The organism is Chania multitudinisentens RB-25, assembly GCF_000520015.2.
GTDB lineage: Bacteria > Pseudomonadota > Gammaproteobacteria > Enterobacterales > Enterobacteriaceae > Chania > Chania multitudinisentens.
Window position 1 is genome coordinate 415,294 of record NZ_CP007044.2, and the last position, 15,839, is coordinate 431,132.

The window sequence follows — 15,839 nt, forward strand, 5'->3', positions numbered from 1 at the left end:
GAATTAAAAATCAGTGCTGTAGAGGAACGTCTGCCCACGCTTCTGGCAGCAGGAATAGGGTTGCCACAGTGCCCAGGCGTAAGCACCATCGGTTGCTATCGGGTTGCTACTGTCTGGGAATACTGCACAGGAGGAAGATATTGAAGGAGCCAGACGCTGCCACTTGTGGTTCTTGGTGCCAGTGTTTTCAGTCACCGGCTCCGGGGGCCAGTAGCCTTCGCGCTTACTGGCCGTCATCGGGGTATAGACATGCACCTGGCCGGTACGGGTGATAATGTCGGCAGCGCGTTGAGCCACCACGGCAGCCGTCTTATAGTCATCCACTTGCGTCACAAACCCGCCACGGGGGTACACATTGCCCCACATATCCCCTGTTGCACCCACTTCACGCAGACCGGGGGTCAGCGCTTCAGGGTAAAGGGTTTCCGGGATACCCGTACGCCAGGCCAATGCATCCAGCGTACTGAGAAAATACGGCACCAACGCCTTGGCCGAACCAGGGCAGGTATAACCCATTGACCCCAGAAATCGGTTGAATACCTGCGAGGTCAGCGCCGGATGCCCAATGGCATCGGCATTCTTGTAGCGCAGGTTATCTTTGCGCAGCCCCCGCTTCTGTTCGTTATTCCCGCCACCTTCCGCAACGCCCGGAATGCCGGTGCCCAGCATCGCCACTTCAGACCAGGGATTGTCCCCGGTCTGGGCATAGCTGGAAACCACAGCATTGGGGATATAGTGTTTCACTTTGACCGATGTACGAATACTGCACCCACCCCAGCCGCAATACAGCCAGTAACAGATACCAGCAATGCGGTATTCCAGACAGGTAGGAGAGAGTGCACTGGCAATGATTTGTGCCGAGTTGATGGCACTGGCTGTAAACGGTTGTGCCGCACTGCACAACAGCAATACGGTGGCCAGACGATGGCGGTGCAGGGGGATATTCATTGCGCCCCCTTGTACTCAGCCCGTTTCGCTTCAGCCAGGGCAACGTCAGCGGTGCCGTAAACCACATAGTGGTCATCAAACACCACGGCAGGGTATTTTTTCAGCCCGAGACCGTAGGCCTGAATAACCCCCTGGTAAGCTTGTACTATCTTCTGCTCTTTCTGCTGCCAGTCCGGGGACTGCAGCATCGCTTTAGCCTGCTGCTCGGCCTGACGCGGGTCAGCCGATAACTCACCAAACACCTCGAGCTGGACTACCTCCGGGGCATCCAGGTAAACCACCTGATGCCCGGTGCCTAATCCGGTCGGGGGATGCTGACTGTCGGTGTACACCACGGTCGCAGCCTGTGCCGATACGGCAACAAAACCGATGGCCAACAGGAACACCCTGTTTCGTCTTTTCATCACATTCACTCCTGTGGGATAAAACCGCAGGGTGACGTGCATTGCTGACAAAAACAGCAAACAACTCGAAATGCGCAGGGAAAAAATTAGGAGGGCATGAAGAGACTACAGATGTAGAAGGACAACATAAAACAACGAGCTGACCGTTAGTCTTCCACACGCCTCAGCGTGACTGAGGCGTGTAGTCCACGGAAACAACCACTTCGCGGCGCGAAGGTATGATGTTCAAAAATACGGTTTCGTCGATCTGCTTCCCTTTCCAGCATTCGGCCCCAGTACTACATCCTGCTTGTCTGCTGTATCCCTGCACTGCCAGATAACCTCTCACTGCCTGCGCATCTGGGATCGGGGCATTGCGGAATGTCACCGTATAGATAACGGAACCGAGGCCATCAATGCGCGTGTAGTCAAAGGCATAGTCCTGTGATATACGCGGCATGGCTTTCAACAAGGGGGGCGTGAAATGCTCGTAAACCTGGGTATCATGTCTGGTGTACTCAGCGCTACCAGCCAGCTCCATGCTAATCACAGGCCAATACCAAGCTACGCCCGCAGCAACGGCCACAACAAAAACCAGGGTAATCCATACGAGTGCTTTCATACGATAAGATCCTTTCTTTTGCCACCCTGTATGAAAGTCCCATTTGGCGATGCAACAGCCACGTTCCCAGATTGCCAATCATTGTATGGCCAGATGGTCTGCATAAAGCCAGGAAGGTGCCCGAGGTACGGGCGGGTATGAGGGAAACGCTCAGGGTCAGGAAACAGGAGAGGTCGAAAGGTCTCGTTTTTCCAGACACCAATTTCGCCATAGTAATCCCAGCGTTTGAGTGCTTCGGCTTTGCTGACCGGACGCAGCATTGGGAAAGGATTGATACACTGCATCGCCCGATAGAACCCCAGCAGATCTGAGCACAGATCTTCCCCGCTAAACCCACTGTCAGTAATGAGATTAGAAGGGAATGCACCCTGAAAACCTTCAAACTTCCGGGCCATTGTCATCATCATTGCCAAAACGATTTGCTGACGTTCGGCAAATGACCGCCCTCTTCTGATCCGCCAGGTCATGAATTTGCCAATGCGAAACAAGCCGAACGGTGACACCATCGACTGGTTGTACGACACATCGTAACGATCCGCACCGGAAGCCTCACCTTGGTTGAGTTTCCACATCAACGTGCGAACGTCGTCCCCCCTGGCGTGGCCGAGATCCACCCATCCCAACACTTCGGTGTAGACCAGCCCACGTGGAGAGGTCCACGCATCCGCACCATCAATGATTTCATGACGTTTGCTCACCCTTCATTTCTCCTCCTGAGAAAAAATCCTGTACTGCCCTGACTAGCCGATGACATTAACGTTCATGAAGAAACTGAGCAACTGTTTTATGAGTGAGGGCTGAGAACCAGCGCGATAAAAGACCACATTAAGCGGTAAAAAAATCGAACTGGCACTACCTCAGCAGTTTCCAGAGACTGATAAAAAACGGCAGGCTACCGAAAACGGTAGCCTGCCGCCAGAACAGGAGGACCAGGCATTTGTAACGGCTACCTGGGGACCCCCAACCGCTCCGCCAACTGTGTCACCAGGTACACAACATCAACCGCGTCAGGCAGATTGATGTACCAGCGTGGGGCCTGGGCATAATCTTGCTGTGTTGGCCAGCGTAGCGTACCGGTGATGGTCAACAGCAGGTTGACACAATCCGTCGCCCCCGCCAGTTTCACCGCCACACAATTGTGCTGCCCTACCCGATGGGGGGAGCAGGTTATCGCAGGCACTGACGGGATACGCGCCTTGATGTGCCCACACAGTTCCGCCAACTGGGCAGCATGAACTTCACTGATACGCGGATTCCCCTGCGGCGGTGCTTCAAACAACACGCCGTTTTCGTTACCCTCACCGGCGATAATGTCAAGCACGGTCTTTTTCAGTTGCATCATGCCGCCGCCTTAGCAATACCGCGAGCCACATCCAGTTGGTGCGCAATCTGTTTCGCCGCTGCCAGCTCGGTCACCCCCTGCGCCTGCATAATCGCCTTCCTGGCGGCCTTTTCCTCCTTCTCCGTCATCCCCAGCGCCAGATACAGACTCGGCGGCACCGCCCGGAACAGGGCCTCAATGCGGCTGGCCAACACCACCCCTTCGGTGTAACAGCGTGGCGTTTTGGTCGCCGACAACAGCATCGCCTTCTGCTCTGCCGTCAGCTTCTTAAAGCGGGCGATTTCTTCCACCTCCTCCGGCGGCATCACCAGGCACAGCCACCATTCAATCATGTTGAGCATCTTCTTGGATGTGCTGGGAAAATCTTCCAGGTTCTGCGTGGCGAGCCACAGCCAGGCCCCCAGTTTGCGCCACATCTTTACGATTTTAACAACGAACGGGGCCAGCAGTGGGTTGGTCGTGATCATGTGTGCCTCATCGGTCGCAAACACGATTTCACGGTCCAGGAACTGGTCACGTTCAGCAATGTTGTTGATGGTATTCACCAGGGATGTGTAGGCCACCGCCAGGGCCGCTTCATAGCCCTCCCGCGCCAGGGTGCCCAGGTCAATCAGCGTCACATCCGCCTCGGGCCAGTTCTCACCAGGGCGGTTAAACAGTTCGCCTAGGAACCCCTGCATAAACACCCCCAGCGATTCCCCCATGTTCTGCGCACGGTTACGACGCACGTCAGGGCGTTTTTCATCGTTTGCAAACTGGTACAACGCCGCCTGCAGGTCGCCGGTGATCATCTGTCGCCCTTCGTCGTAGGCGGTTTTCGCCGCCACCAAGATGGCTTCACGCATCATGCCCCGGTCGGCCCGTTCCAGCTTGGCTTCTTCCTTGGCTTCACCACCGGTGATCATCAGTCGCGCCACAATCTCCAGCTCACCCAGGATGTCACGTTCATCATCCTCGTCCTCGTCACTGTCGTCGGTCTCAATGCGTTCACTCAGCTCTTCCTCGCTCACCGTCGCGGCAGGGGTTTCAATCAGCCGGTGCGCATCGGCGAACGGGGCCAGCGAGATACCACAACCGGGTTTGATACTGACCTTGTTCACCGTCAGCTCCAGCTCTTCACTGTAGTCGGCAAACAGGCCAAAGGAGTTACCGGCTTCGGCAATAAACAGACGGGGCCGATGGATGGCCATCAGTTGGGCAAACAGGCTGTTGAGCGTCGCAGACTTGCCGGAGCCGGTCGGGCCAAACAGCACCAAATGGGCATTCTTGGCGCGGTCCTGACTGTTGAGGGGGTCAAAGGTCAGCGGCGCTCCACCTCGGTTAAAGAAGGTAAAGCCCGGATGGCCGGTGCCGGTATCCCGGCCAAACACCGGCAGCAAGTTAGCCATGTGCTGCACAAAGGTCAGGCGGGTATACCAGTGCTTTTTGTCGTGCATCGGGTTGAAACACATCGGCAAGGCCCGCAGATAACCGTTGAGGGGCGCAACATCGTATTCCGGTTTCACTGGCTGCAGCCCGGCGTTCAGCAACACCGCTGTCAGGTCACGCTGACGGGTATTGAGTACCTTGACCGTCGGGGCCTTCAGATAGAAGGTCATGCTGCCCCGGTACAGCTTATGCTTTTCCCCCAGATAACGCTTCGCCGTCTCCGAGTCTTCACGTACCCGCTCCGACTCGGTATTCTCGCCGATGGCATTTTTGGCCAGGTGATTAAAGCGTTCTTCCAGCACGTCCTGGGGCTGCACCACCAGGGTCAGCGAGACCACGGTGCCTTCCGGCAGCAAGTCCATCAGTGCATTGATGTTTTCCCCTTTGCGCGTCTCCCCGGTCAGGTGCCCCACGGTGGGCGCCCGGCGCAGCCGGTCAACCGTAACCGCCTTGTGAGGAAGCCCGTCAAACCACCACACGCCGCGCTCCACATCCGAACGGGGCGGCGAGAACAGCACCGTCTCGCTAAAATCATTTTCTACTGGCAACACCCCGGTATCATTATCCTGGTGCGCAGCCGTACGATACAGCGTCTCCTTGTCTATCCAGTCCGGGTTGGGGTTGAACCAGCGTAACAGCCAGGCGTGGATTTGTTCACCGTTCTGACGCGCAGCCACCACGCCCGCCCCCGCGAGCGCAGATGACAGGCGTTCACAGACCTGGTTCAGGGCCTCTTCAGGGGGATGGGGATCACGCACTGCCGGATTGATGTAACGGTAGACCACCATGCGGGTACGGCGCTGCTGGCCGCGCCAGGGGGCACCGGTGATGGCCTTGTCGATAAATAGCCCCTTGGGCACCGCAATCCCCCGCATATGGCGCTCCATCTCGGTGAGATAGGCTTCGGTGAATGCCGTCCCCTGTGCCCAGGGTTTGACGTAGCCGCGCAACTGGTCCAGGTATTCAGTGACATCGGTTTCATCCTGGCAGAAGAACTGAATGACCCAAGGATGGCTATCGCGCTCTTCAAAGCTGTCCTGCAGCGCATCTTCCACCACATCGCGTATCTCCTCCAGACGCTCCGGGGTGCGGCCTTCGGTGCCCACCGGCACAATTTCGAACACCGCCCCGACCGACACCCCGTCATCGAGCAGCACACACTGGCTGCGCGGCAGGTATTCAGCCCACGGCAGGTAGTCCACAAAGGTCGGGTTATTGGGGTAGAGTGCCTTTTCCTCGGCCACCGTCAGTTTGCCGGTCCGGGTTTGCGGCTCACGTACCAATACCGCCGTATCCTGGTCGTCTTCCACCACCGCAGGAGCCTGTTTGCCGATTTTCTTCTTGCTGAACAATGAGAACATTACAGCGCCTCCGTACGTTCACCGGGCAGGGCATACTGCACCTGGCTGTAAAACGGAAACACCGAGCTGTACCCCGGCACTGGCGCAGGGGCATTCCCGGCCATGTGCGGGTAGATGTAAATCACCATGTCGGGATTGGGCAGGCGCGGAAACACCTGCTGGATTTCGTTTTCTGCCGTGCGGGTGTAACTCTCCTCGATGGCCTGACGTACCGCCCGGTCATCATCCGTCAGCCCACGGCGCAATGTGGTGCGGGCCTCCGTCGCGGCCCGGGTTGATGCACCTTTGTTCTGCCACAATTCCAGCATGGTCGAATCCCCTGGCGGCAACAGTTCATCCTTGGTGGTACTGCAGCCAGTCAACATCATGGCCAAGCACAATAACGGTAAAACACGCTGTTTCATCACGCTCTCCTTAATCCAGCCCGTACTGCTGGCGCATATCAACGTCATACCGGACCTTGCGGCCCTGCTCTTCATAGTCAATCGGGATTTGGCGGGTAATATGGACCGCAACCTTGGCACCCGGGGGGACATACACCGCATCAAACATCTGACCATAACGGGCCTTCACCCAGGCGGCCAGTTCGTTGGTGCCCCCTGACAAGGCTTTGCCCAGCGCCGCCTGCCCGGCGCTGCCGGTCAGCGTGCTGGTCACCGTGGTGCCGTCCACCGACGTGGTGGTCTGGCTGTTGGCCATCGCATCCGCTGCCGCACCGGCCCCGGACAGGGCGAACAGGGTAGGCAGGTAGGTGGAGGCGTTGGATTTGCGCTCCCCGGACAGGCACGGCACCCCGTTTTCATCGGACAGCCAGCCAATGCTGCCAGCGTTTGTCTTGCCATTGCTGCCGTCACTGGACTTGGCCGGTGACGGGACGGTACGCACCGTGCCATCGGTAAACACGAAGGTGATGGAATGCACTTCACCGCGCACGCAGGACAACACCCAGTCACCGGTAGCAGTGCCAGAGACAATGGCCCCTTCAACATCCGGTAGTTCGATACCGTTTGCGGTCAGGTTCTCTTTGCCAATAAGCACCTTGAACGGGTACGGGTCAGTCACTTTGCCATCAATCGGCACCCGCCCCAGCAAGGCCGTCATACCACGACTGCCCACCAGGGTAGCGTTCTCCGGTAACGTATACACCGGGGTAGCCTCCTCAATGCCCTGCTGATTTTTGGCCGCCTGGTCCAGTTCAGCCTTCTGACGGCTGATTTCATTGTCATCCAGGCTGGTAAACGAACTCGGGAACTGGAAGCTGCCGGTGCCCGCCGCTGTGCCGGTAGCGGCTGCACCGACTATCGGCTTGCCGTTACGGTCGAGTTGCACCGCGTCCTGCGGCTCAATCCACATCACGCCACCGCTCACTGTCCCTGCGGTGCTATCACCGCCCTCCAGGCCCAGCCCAATCGGCAAGTCCCCCTGCCCGGCTGCACCGACGGAAGGCGACGCGCCTGCTGTTCCACCTGTCCCGCCCGTACCTTTCAGACTCTCAATCAATGTGGCCAGGCGTTGTTGCTCGGCCTGCAGTTTCTGCCGCGCCTGGTCCTCTTCCTGCTTCGCCGCATTGACAGCGTCACGAATGCGGTTGTCCACATTCTCCCCGCTGCGCTTGAGGTTGGCATTCTCCTCCGCCAATGCCACGTTGTTGCTCTCCAGGCTGTTCTGCTTGTCCTGAATCACTTTCAGACGACCTACCAGGGTGCGCAAGGTATCTTCCGGTGTATCCCCCTCGATACCGAGGATTTGCAGCTCTTCCTGCGTCAGGTCTGCCACCGTATTCGACTTGGGAGCCGACGTCGCCGGGGCACTGCCTGAACCACAGGATTTCACGCCGATAGTGATGGCGATAAACAACGCCATCGGCACCAGGACTTTCAGCAAGGTATTGGATTTAATTTGCATGAGGAGTTTCTCCTGCCGGGGCAGAGGTTGTGGAACCCCGCGCCTTGCCTTTGGTTTTTGCCACTGGCATCACCGGTTCAGGCAAGAACGCCGCGTCCGGGCGACCGTCCATCACCAGGTAGAGCATGGTGGTGTCCTCCGGGGTGCCTGCCGCGCCAAGCCAGCGATGCTGGAAAGTCGCCGAGGTGAAATTGCCCTGCAGGCGGCGCGGGTCCAGCACCACCTTGCCTGACCGTTGGTTGGTCAACTTCAGGGCGACCACATTGACCCCCTGTGCTCCCCAGGCGGCCAACGGACGTACCGTGACCGGCTCTGACGGCAGCAGTGAGGTAATAGTCGATGACAGGCCGTGTGAAATGGCATGAACACCAGGCAACGGTTCGATCGTGCGTAATGGCGCATACAGGCTTTGTGCCGCATAGCGCGTCAGCGCAATCGGCAACGGGGTGGTGATGCGCGGTGTACTGTCCTTGGCCGTGCTCTGCCCCTTGTTTTTGGTCGTGCCCGACTCCGGCGCACTGACCGAGGTGTTATCGCTGCCGGTCGCACTGGAGACCTCCCCCTGGTAGACCAGGCTTACCGGTTCACGGACCTGCTTGCCTTCCAGGGCAGTAATGTCCAGCAGGATAAGCTCGCCGTTTTCCACGTCCTGCAATTGCAACCGTGTGGTCGCAAAGGCGCTGTTCGCCTGCAGATAGACGGCCCCGCCGGTGCTCTGTACCCGCAGCTTGCCGTTCAACTCGGGGGGAAAGCCCACGCGCACGTTCTTGTTCACAAACACAATACGCTCCTGCCCCACGGTCAACGGCACTTGAAGCGGGATACGCTCCCACTTCATCAGTTCGACCGCCTGGACAGGTAACGGAATACCTATTGAACCTGCCGCCCCCAGCAACGCCAGGCACAACGGCAGATAATGACGATGTTTTATACGCATCAGAACAGTCCTTTCTTTTCCACCGGCGCGACCGGGGCCGCTTCCAGACGTTGGGGAATATCGGCGTAGCAATCCAGTGCCAGGCCAAACGGGTTGGCTTCCGGGTTCTGGTCCCAACGCACCACTTTCAAGGGATAACGCACCAGAGCACGTTTCACCGGTTCGGTGTGATAATACTCGTCAGCCACTAGGTCCAGACGCACAATCCAGCTATCACGGCTCACCACCGTCACGCTGTCATCCCGGTAACCGCGCCCCGGCACTTCCGAAATGCCACGCACACGTTCACGCAGTTCCCCAGCGGCCTTACGCTGTTTCGCATCCTTGTTCAGCCACTCTTCACAGGTCGGCGTCAGATAGGCAGAGAGCGTGCTGATACGGTACGGATAGTCGGTATTGCCGTCTTTTGGCCAGGAATTCAGTTGCTGGAAGATATAGAACGCAAAGCTGTAGACGGTGGGCGGGGGAACCTCCCACCAGGCACGGGTCGAACCCGAACGCAGGTCGGGCGGGTTGTGGATGGTCAGATTGCGCGGTGACAGCATCCAGCCGGTGATGGCCACCATCAGCAGGACTAGCAGAACACAGCAGGCCCCACGCAGAGTGGAAATATGGCGGTCACGTGCATTGACCGCACTTCTGTACTTACTCATCAAATACCTCCTGACGCTGGCGAACCACCGGCGTAGAGCGACGTAATGCCCAGTCCTGACTGTGATGTATCAGCCCAGGGTTGCCCAAACGCTGGCGACTGAGCCACAACTCGACACGGCGATACAGGTAGTTCTCCGGTTTGCCGCGCTTGAAACGGGCCATCAGCTTCCCGCCGAAGAACACCGTGACCAGCGGCATCAGCAAGCTGACGGTAGGGAACGCCAGCCAGCCGATAAACGGAACAAAAGGTATGGCGACCACCAGGCCGCCCAGTACGCTTAACCCCGCCGTCATAAACAGCTCAGGCGTGGTAAAGCCCTTGAACACGACAGGTTCAGCATTGAGCCTGTCAGGCAGAAACGAAATGGTCGCCATACCGTACCTGCCTTAACCGACGATAACCGTGGCAGCTTTGGTGGCCAGCCAGATAACCGCGACGACCAGAACGATACCCACCACCACCAATATCGCGAACTTGGCCCAGGTCGCTTTCTGCTGCTGGACTTCGGCGAACGTCGCAATGATGGCATTGGCCACAACCAGTAATGCGGCGGCAGCCAGGAGCAAGCCTCCAAGTACAACACCATCATTGAGGTAACCGGATATCTGGCCGTAAAACGTACTGTCGGTACTGCTTTTAGGGCCTTCCACCGTGGGCAGAGCAGCGTGGGCAGAGGTCACCGCCGTCAGGGCCAGCAGGGTGGTGCTTTGACGTACACGCTGTGCTGCACGGCGGGCAGAAGAGAAAATTGACTGCAAATTCATCATGGTTTCCTTATCAAACAATAAAAAGTTAACTGGCGAACAGATACACACTGACCAACAGCAGGATGACGACGCGTATCACAAAGCGTTGTAGTGCAGGCGCTTTAATGCTGCCTGCCGCATACCCTCGATAGACGTGAACCAGCCCCCACCCTGCCCACAGCGTCAGTACCGCTATCAGTGAACCGATAAACAACAGGTTCAGAACAGCAGGCTCAACGTTGCTTGCAGCGGCTTTAAACGCGGCGGTCTGTGCTTCATTCATTACCGACGCTCCTGGCGATATTGCCCGGAGACTGACGATGTGGTGGGTTGAGCGCGGGAGGGTTCAAGGTAAAACTCAATCCCCCGCCGCATCGTGTTGACATCCTGCGTTGCCCGCAGGTAATCAAAGTGAAAACGCCCGGTCTGGCCGTCCTGGACCGCCACCACGCGGGCGCGCTCCAGGCTGGCCTGTACCTGGTCGAGTTGCTTCATGACCAGGGCCAGTTCGTCTTTCTCACCGGCCAGAACGGGCAGCGCGGTGAGCAGACAGCCTGCAAGACACAACGCCCGCAGTGGCGCTATTTTGTGCATGGGAACCTCCTTTTACGGGTAATGGATGCAGGACAGAGAGTGGCGAAAAGGGGGAAAAGGGTCAGCAAACAACTAGAAGGGGAATTTTGAAAATTTATCCAACGGCAACAACCTGGCGCGGTTCGCGCCATCGGGGTTCTTTGCCACCCCGGCACAAGCCCGCTTGTGCGCCCCGCAGGCCGAGATAAGGGGGCAGAAAGACGCGCAAGCTTGCTATTCAGCCCCCTTACCACGGCTTGGTCTGAATAGCGAAGCAGGCTATACTGGTTAAAAGGTCAGCAGGATAAGGAGTGAATGACTATGAAAACCAAACTGTCCCCCATTGTGTCCGAATTTGAAACACAGGAGCAGGCAGACAGCTATGACCGCTGGTTTCGTGCCAACGTGCAGGCAGCACTGGACGATCCACGCCCTGGTATTCCACATGATGAAGCAATGGCAACATTAGAGAAATTGCTGGAAGAAAAACGGGCATTGAGGGCAAAACGTGCAATGGGTTAAATGGAAAGAATCAGCACTGTATGACTTGGCAGAGATCATAGATTATATTGAACAATACAACCCGGCAGCGAGCAGCAAGTTACACCATCAGATAGTACACGTCACAGAGAACCTTCCTCAACATCCCTACCTTTATCGCCCTGGAAGGGTTCCCGGTACACGGGAAATTGTCGTTCACCCTAACTATCTCGTTATTTACCATATTAGCGAGTTGCAAATCGAAATTTTGCGAGTTCTACATGCTCGCCAAGAATATCCTTAAATCGTACACGGAGAAGTAAAAATGAAAAAAATCGTAGTTGGGCTATATGTCTTTTTAGGTTTTGCTGGTTCAGCAATTGCCTCATGTCCTGATGATAATCTCGTCGTTACCAAATCAGGTTACTACGCAGCGCTTAACGATGATTCCTACAGAAAAATGACATCTATTATTGAATCTGGGGATAAATCAGCATTATCACCTCTATTATCAGAACACTCTGTTATTGCACTGCCTGCCGGTATTGAAGTTTGTATTACAGACAGAAAAAAAGGATTTCAGCAATATCGCAAACACATCATAGTCCCTGGTAAACCTGGGACTTATTGGGTTGCTGATGCTGCCTTGAACGAAATTGGATAAATATCAGCCCCCCTCTTCAATAAACAATGAAGAGGGGTATTTTAAGCTACAAATATTTTTTGAATGACCCCATTGTTACCGAAATCGCCAGCCCCATCAGTAACGCAGCAGGCAGCAACAGCAGGTTCGGGTAGACCGAGAACGGCGCGGACAGATAGAGAATGCAGGGGATATACACCGCAGGTTTCACAAACCGCTTGGCATGATGATACAGAAAACTCGACTCATACCCTGCCCCATAACGCCGTAAATCACGCCTCACCATTCCATCCACAATACCGACCAGGGCCACCAGAACAAACAGCGGCACCGACAGCACCAGAATGGTCACCCGCATCAGAAACACCAGTGTGACATACATCGAGGCCAGCAAATATTCCCGCGCCGTGTGTACCAGCCAGGCACCACCGAGATTCAGGTTGTCCGTCACCGCATTGCCGGTGTTGACTGATTGGGCCGATTGCAGCCAGCCCAAAAAGCCGCTGTTCACAAACAGCCACTGATAACCCAAAGTAATCCAGTTGCTCACCGACGTCACCGGCGCAGACAGCAATAAACTGCGGGTAAATCCCTCCGCAAAATACCCGCTTTCCGTCACCATCACTGCACGACTGTGCTCTGCCCCCTGCTCTAGCCAGAAAAACGCAATGCCGATGTACTCCACAATCAGACTGAACAACAACGAAACCAGCAACATGCCGACCACCCGCCAGGGCATATCCCACAATACCGTCATCAGCAAACCATGCTGTTTGGCAGGCAGGTTTTGCTGCACCGGCTGTGAAGATGAAGAAGAAGATACCTGTGCCATAATGCCCCTTAATGCAATGCCAGCGTTTCCAGCTCGCATTGCAACAACATCGGTTGCATGTTCACTGTGATCCAAATTCCCACCTGTTCATCCGAACACGGCTCCTGTTCGCGCCGGGCGTCGTAGCCAAGCTGGGTCAACGTTGCCACAATCTCCGGGACAAAAGGCGTTGAACAGCGCTGATTTTTCAGCACGGCCATAATATCGCGGGGCACTTCGGCAGAGTGTCCCAGACTGAAGGCCAATACGGCACATACACGATACTGTTGATACGGTTGCTTCATTGCATTTCCTCTTCAGACCACAAGGTTGTCACTCTCCGGTGCCCGGTCTCCCGGCAATGCCGTACCCGACCACCAGGTATCACCCGTGCGGTAATTTTTCTTCATGTACTCGGCGATTTTCGCCAGACTCTCTGGCATCAAGGCATCATTTCCTGCTGCGGGCAATGGCATACGGATCTTCCACAGTTTGCCCCCCTCCAGCAAGGCGAAGGCCTGACCTTTCGGCAGGTTAATCACATTGGCCGGGGTGATCAGCGGCGTACGTACCGAACTGACCCTGTCCTGGGTATTGGAGGTAAAATCACTGCCCATGTCCGGGTTGGAGATATCCGTTACCCCGGATACCAGTGTTTTGGTGTATACCTCAACTTCAGGAAGCTGTTTGGTCATCAGCTCTGCCGTTTCGGTGTGACGCACACGCAACATCACCAGGCTGTTGAAGTTCCCCACCACCTGCGCTGCCTTGGCCGCACTGCCCAGCCGCGCCTCAATATCCGGCAGGGTCTGGGTATAGGCCGTGACTTCAATCCCGGCCCCACCACCTTTATTAATCAGCGGGATAAACTCATCGCCCATTAACTCATTAAACTCGTCACAGTGCAGGCTGATCGGGGTTTTCTTCTCTTCATGACCCGGCAAACCATCGTTGATACCAAACTTGTAGATATGGCCCGCCACGCTCACCAGGTCGGCAAACATGCTGTTGCCTACCGCCGCCGCCACCTCCGGGTCTGACAACGCATCGAGACCGATATAGACAATGCCTTTTTTGCGGATCACCTGCTGCCAGTCAAATATCGGGCGCGGATCGGTCAGGTCGGTATAGTCCGGGGAAATCAACTGCGCCGTCTTACCCGAGGTCAGTTTCTCCAGCAACGGCAACAGACTGGCGACAATCTTGTCGTAGTATTTCTGGTCATAACGCACTGAAGAGCGCAGACCATCAAGAACCGGATCGTAAACCTGCTTGCCCTCGTCGCTGCCCAGTACCTGCTCAATGGCGATAACCCGCATGGAACGCCCCTCCATATGCCGGGGCACATCACGCTCATCCAGAATGGGCGCCAGCCCTTCAATCTGTCCCCACAGTGCAGGAGCGTTTTGCGACAGATAGAACTCGGCGTAATCCTCATACAGGTCACTGATGTTATTGACGTAACGCATGATAAGCCCAAAGTCAGGCCGTTGCCCCAGTGCCACCAGGCCACGGGCGATGATGTTGACAAATCGCCAGGCGAACTCCCTGAACACTGCGTTGTTGCCGCCCCCTTCCAGTTGCCCGGCCACACGGGTGGCCACCTCCGAAATACGGTTAAACCGCCCCACCGCGTTATAGCGGGCACTGATATCCGGCCACCCCAGATGGAACACCTGCAGTTCACTGGCGCGCCCGGATCGATGCGCCTCGGCATACATACGCTTTAACAAGTCGGCATCCCCTTTCGGGTCAAAGACGATGGTGACATTGCCACGCCGGATATCCTGGGTGATCAACAGCTCCGCCAGGCGGGTTTTACCGACACGCGTCGTCCCCAATACCAGCATATGCCCGACACGCTCTCCCAGACTCATTGAGACATTGACCTCATCCGGTTCAATCCCGTGCAAGGCCGGATGACCACCCACGGGGGGAAGAGGACGAACCGGATTCAGTGCCGAATCACGGGCCAGCAGTTTGCACAGGGTGGGAAAGCGATATTCATAGCGTTGCTCGAAGCGACGCGCCGCCTGATATAACGCGGGAGGATTGACATAGCGTTCAACCTCCGGGCGCAATGTCGCCAACAGGCGCTGGGTGTGCTTCTGCTCCCACAAGAACCCCCGCCCCAGAAACAGGCGCTGATGACTCACCGGCACCTGGGCGCTGGTCATCACATAACGCGGCAAACGGCGGATATTTCGCCTGTAGCGCAACACCCTGATCCCTTCACGGGTACGTTTCAGTGCGAACACGGCAAACGCACCGGCAGTGACATAACTGACGGAAGGAGCCAACGCCACAGCCCAGGGCGCAGTGACACAGATATAACTGGCACAGGCCGCCACCACCGCCGTATTCAACTCAACAGCCGGTCGCAACAGTGCCTCAATCACGTAACGATCACTCATCGCCGTCTCCCGCTTTCTTCATGATGCGTTTACAACGCCCTTCCACAATCGCCCCAGTGGCCCCTGAAGCAGAACGGTAACCACGGTTGCCAGCAACTCCCTTGGAAGAGATAGAAAAACCGATACAACGTGCTATCACTTCCAATACTACCGACAGCATGACCAGCGAGAACCACAGGCTAATCAGGCTATCAATGGTTACGTTAACGACCTGTGCAACCGATATTGACTCAGGCTCACAGGGGTTGAGAAGGAGAGGGCTGGGTGGAGTATCGCCCGGCCACCGGGCTGTCGGCCCCCTGGATTGGCAACCGGACAGATATCCGGCAGGTTCAGCCTGTATCGCCAGAATGCTCTCCACAAGACGCGCTTCCAGCACACGCCGCGCCCCTTGTGGTTCGGTGTATTGCACTATCAGCAAACTGCCTGTCAGCAGCAAGGCCAGCATCACGGCTGGCCCCACCAGGAGCACACGATAAGCCAGGCGGATACATTGCCACAATGCCCCGATCAGTCTTGCCATCAGACCAGACCACGGGAGGAAACGGTGCAACAGTGCCATGATGGCATGTTGTATTGATGTCATCAGAG

The 15,839-nt window shown here is 56.5% G+C and carries 21 protein-coding genes; 3 read left to right on the forward strand and 18 right to left on the reverse strand.

Annotation, left to right across the window (positions count from 1 at the left end):
- Window positions 1-3: 3 nt before the first annotated feature.
- The 14 genes from Z042_RS01815 to Z042_RS01880 all read right to left on the reverse strand — a co-directional run bounded on the left by Z042_RS01815 (window position 4) and on the right by Z042_RS01880 (window position 10,921).
- Window positions 4-948, reverse strand: coding sequence for a TIGR03756 family integrating conjugative element protein (locus tag Z042_RS01815; protein WP_037405671.1), 945 nt, complete (start codon window positions 946-948; stop codon window positions 4-6).
- The gene (locus Z042_RS01820) at window positions 945-1,352 is read right to left on the reverse strand and encodes a TIGR03757 family integrating conjugative element protein (RefSeq protein ID WP_024910528.1); all 408 of its coding nucleotides are present in this window, start codon (window positions 1,350-1,352) and stop codon (window positions 945-947) included. The genes Z042_RS01815 and Z042_RS01820 overlap by 4 nt, the downstream gene beginning before the upstream one ends.
- A 163-nt stretch (window positions 1,353-1,515) precedes the next feature.
- Window positions 1,516-1,953 (reverse strand): hypothetical protein, encoded by a 438-nt coding sequence (locus tag Z042_RS01825; RefSeq protein ID WP_024910527.1) that lies wholly within the window; start codon window positions 1,951-1,953, stop codon window positions 1,516-1,518.
- Entirely contained in the window at window positions 1,950-2,651 is a 702-nt protein-coding gene (locus Z042_RS01830) for a hypothetical protein (RefSeq protein ID WP_024910526.1), read from the reverse strand. Before Z042_RS01830 ends, Z042_RS01825 begins: the two co-directional genes overlap by 4 nt.
- Window positions 2,652-2,899: 248 nt before the next feature.
- Window positions 2,900-3,295 (reverse strand): hypothetical protein, encoded by a 396-nt coding sequence (locus tag Z042_RS01835; RefSeq protein ID WP_024910525.1) that lies wholly within the window; start codon window positions 3,293-3,295, stop codon window positions 2,900-2,902.
- Entirely contained in the window at window positions 3,292-6,084 is a 2,793-nt protein-coding gene (locus Z042_RS01840; RefSeq protein ID WP_024910524.1) for a conjugative transfer ATPase, read from the reverse strand. Before Z042_RS01840 ends, Z042_RS01835 begins: the two co-directional genes overlap by 4 nt.
- Window positions 6,084-6,488 carry a TIGR03751 family conjugal transfer lipoprotein gene (locus Z042_RS01845; RefSeq protein WP_024910523.1) on the reverse strand — a complete coding sequence of 135 codons (405 nt, stop codon included), beginning with the start codon at window positions 6,486-6,488 and terminating at the stop codon, window positions 6,084-6,086. The genes Z042_RS01840 and Z042_RS01845 overlap by 1 nt, the downstream gene beginning before the upstream one ends.
- Window positions 6,489-6,498: 10 nt before the next feature.
- Entirely contained in the window at window positions 6,499-7,989 is a 1,491-nt protein-coding gene (locus Z042_RS01850; protein WP_024910522.1) for a TIGR03752 family integrating conjugative element protein, read from the reverse strand.
- Entirely contained in the window at window positions 7,979-8,926 is a 948-nt protein-coding gene (locus tag Z042_RS01855; protein WP_045784775.1) for a TIGR03749 family integrating conjugative element protein, read from the reverse strand. The genes Z042_RS01850 and Z042_RS01855 overlap by 11 nt, the downstream gene beginning before the upstream one ends.
- The gene (locus Z042_RS01860) at window positions 8,926-9,579 is read right to left on the reverse strand and encodes a PFL_4703 family integrating conjugative element protein (RefSeq protein WP_024910520.1); all 654 of its coding nucleotides are present in this window, start codon (window positions 9,577-9,579) and stop codon (window positions 8,926-8,928) included. Before Z042_RS01860 ends, Z042_RS01855 begins: the two co-directional genes overlap by 1 nt.
- Window positions 9,572-9,955 (reverse strand): TIGR03750 family conjugal transfer protein, encoded by a 384-nt coding sequence (locus Z042_RS01865; RefSeq protein WP_024910519.1) that lies wholly within the window; start codon window positions 9,953-9,955, stop codon window positions 9,572-9,574. The genes Z042_RS01860 and Z042_RS01865 overlap by 8 nt, the downstream gene beginning before the upstream one ends.
- 12 nt (window positions 9,956-9,967) lie before the next feature.
- Window positions 9,968-10,339 carry a TIGR03745 family integrating conjugative element membrane protein gene (locus tag Z042_RS01870; protein ID WP_417903529.1) on the reverse strand — a complete coding sequence of 124 codons (372 nt, stop codon included), beginning with the start codon at window positions 10,337-10,339 and terminating at the stop codon, window positions 9,968-9,970.
- 34 nt (window positions 10,340-10,373) lie between these two features.
- A complete protein-coding gene (locus tag Z042_RS01875) occupies window positions 10,374-10,610 on the reverse strand; it encodes a TIGR03758 family integrating conjugative element protein (RefSeq protein ID WP_024910517.1) in 237 nt (78 codons plus the stop codon).
- Window positions 10,610-10,921: an integrative conjugative element protein, RAQPRD family gene (locus Z042_RS01880; RefSeq protein ID WP_024910516.1), complete on the reverse strand. Its 312-nt coding sequence runs from the start codon at window positions 10,919-10,921 to the stop codon at window positions 10,610-10,612. The genes Z042_RS01875 and Z042_RS01880 overlap by 1 nt, the downstream gene beginning before the upstream one ends.
- A 300-nt stretch (window positions 10,922-11,221) precedes the next feature.
- Here Z042_RS01880 and relB point away from each other — a divergent pair, with 300 nt between their 5' ends.
- Genes relB through Z042_RS01890 form a run of 3 tightly spaced genes read left to right on the forward strand, consistent with a single transcriptional unit; the run spans window position 11,222 to window position 12,044 of the window.
- A complete protein-coding gene (relB, locus tag Z042_RS01885; protein ID WP_024910515.1) occupies window positions 11,222-11,422 on the forward strand; it encodes a type II toxin-antitoxin system RelB family antitoxin in 201 nt (66 codons plus the stop codon).
- Window positions 11,409-11,684 (forward strand): type II toxin-antitoxin system RelE/ParE family toxin, encoded by a 276-nt coding sequence (locus Z042_RS24705; protein ID WP_071882780.1) that lies wholly within the window; start codon window positions 11,409-11,411, stop codon window positions 11,682-11,684. The genes relB and Z042_RS24705 overlap by 14 nt, the downstream gene beginning before the upstream one ends.
- Before the next feature lie 21 nt (window positions 11,685-11,705).
- Window positions 11,706-12,044 carry a hypothetical protein gene (locus Z042_RS01890; protein WP_024910514.1) on the forward strand — a complete coding sequence of 113 codons (339 nt, stop codon included), beginning with the start codon at window positions 11,706-11,708 and terminating at the stop codon, window positions 12,042-12,044.
- A gap of 46 nt (window positions 12,045-12,090) precedes the next feature.
- Here the strand turns inward: Z042_RS01890 and Z042_RS01895 are convergent, their stop codons facing one another.
- From Z042_RS01895 to Z042_RS01910, 4 genes are read right to left on the reverse strand one after another with little or no spacing between them, the layout of a single operon-like run.
- The gene (locus Z042_RS01895) at window positions 12,091-12,855 is read right to left on the reverse strand and encodes a TIGR03747 family integrating conjugative element membrane protein (protein WP_024910513.1); all 765 of its coding nucleotides are present in this window, start codon (window positions 12,853-12,855) and stop codon (window positions 12,091-12,093) included.
- A gap of 8 nt (window positions 12,856-12,863) precedes the next feature.
- A complete protein-coding gene (locus Z042_RS01900) occupies window positions 12,864-13,139 on the reverse strand; it encodes a hypothetical protein (protein ID WP_024910512.1) in 276 nt (91 codons plus the stop codon).
- 12 nt (window positions 13,140-13,151) lie between these two features.
- Window positions 13,152-15,248: a type IV conjugative transfer system coupling protein TraD gene (gene traD, locus Z042_RS01905; protein WP_024910511.1), complete on the reverse strand. Its 2,097-nt coding sequence runs from the start codon at window positions 15,246-15,248 to the stop codon at window positions 13,152-13,154.
- Complete coding sequence (locus Z042_RS01910; RefSeq protein ID WP_024910510.1) at window positions 15,241-15,834, reverse strand: hypothetical protein; 594 nt, start codon at window positions 15,832-15,834, stop codon at window positions 15,241-15,243. The genes traD and Z042_RS01910 overlap by 8 nt, the downstream gene beginning before the upstream one ends.
- Window positions 15,835-15,839: the final 5 nt, after the last annotated feature.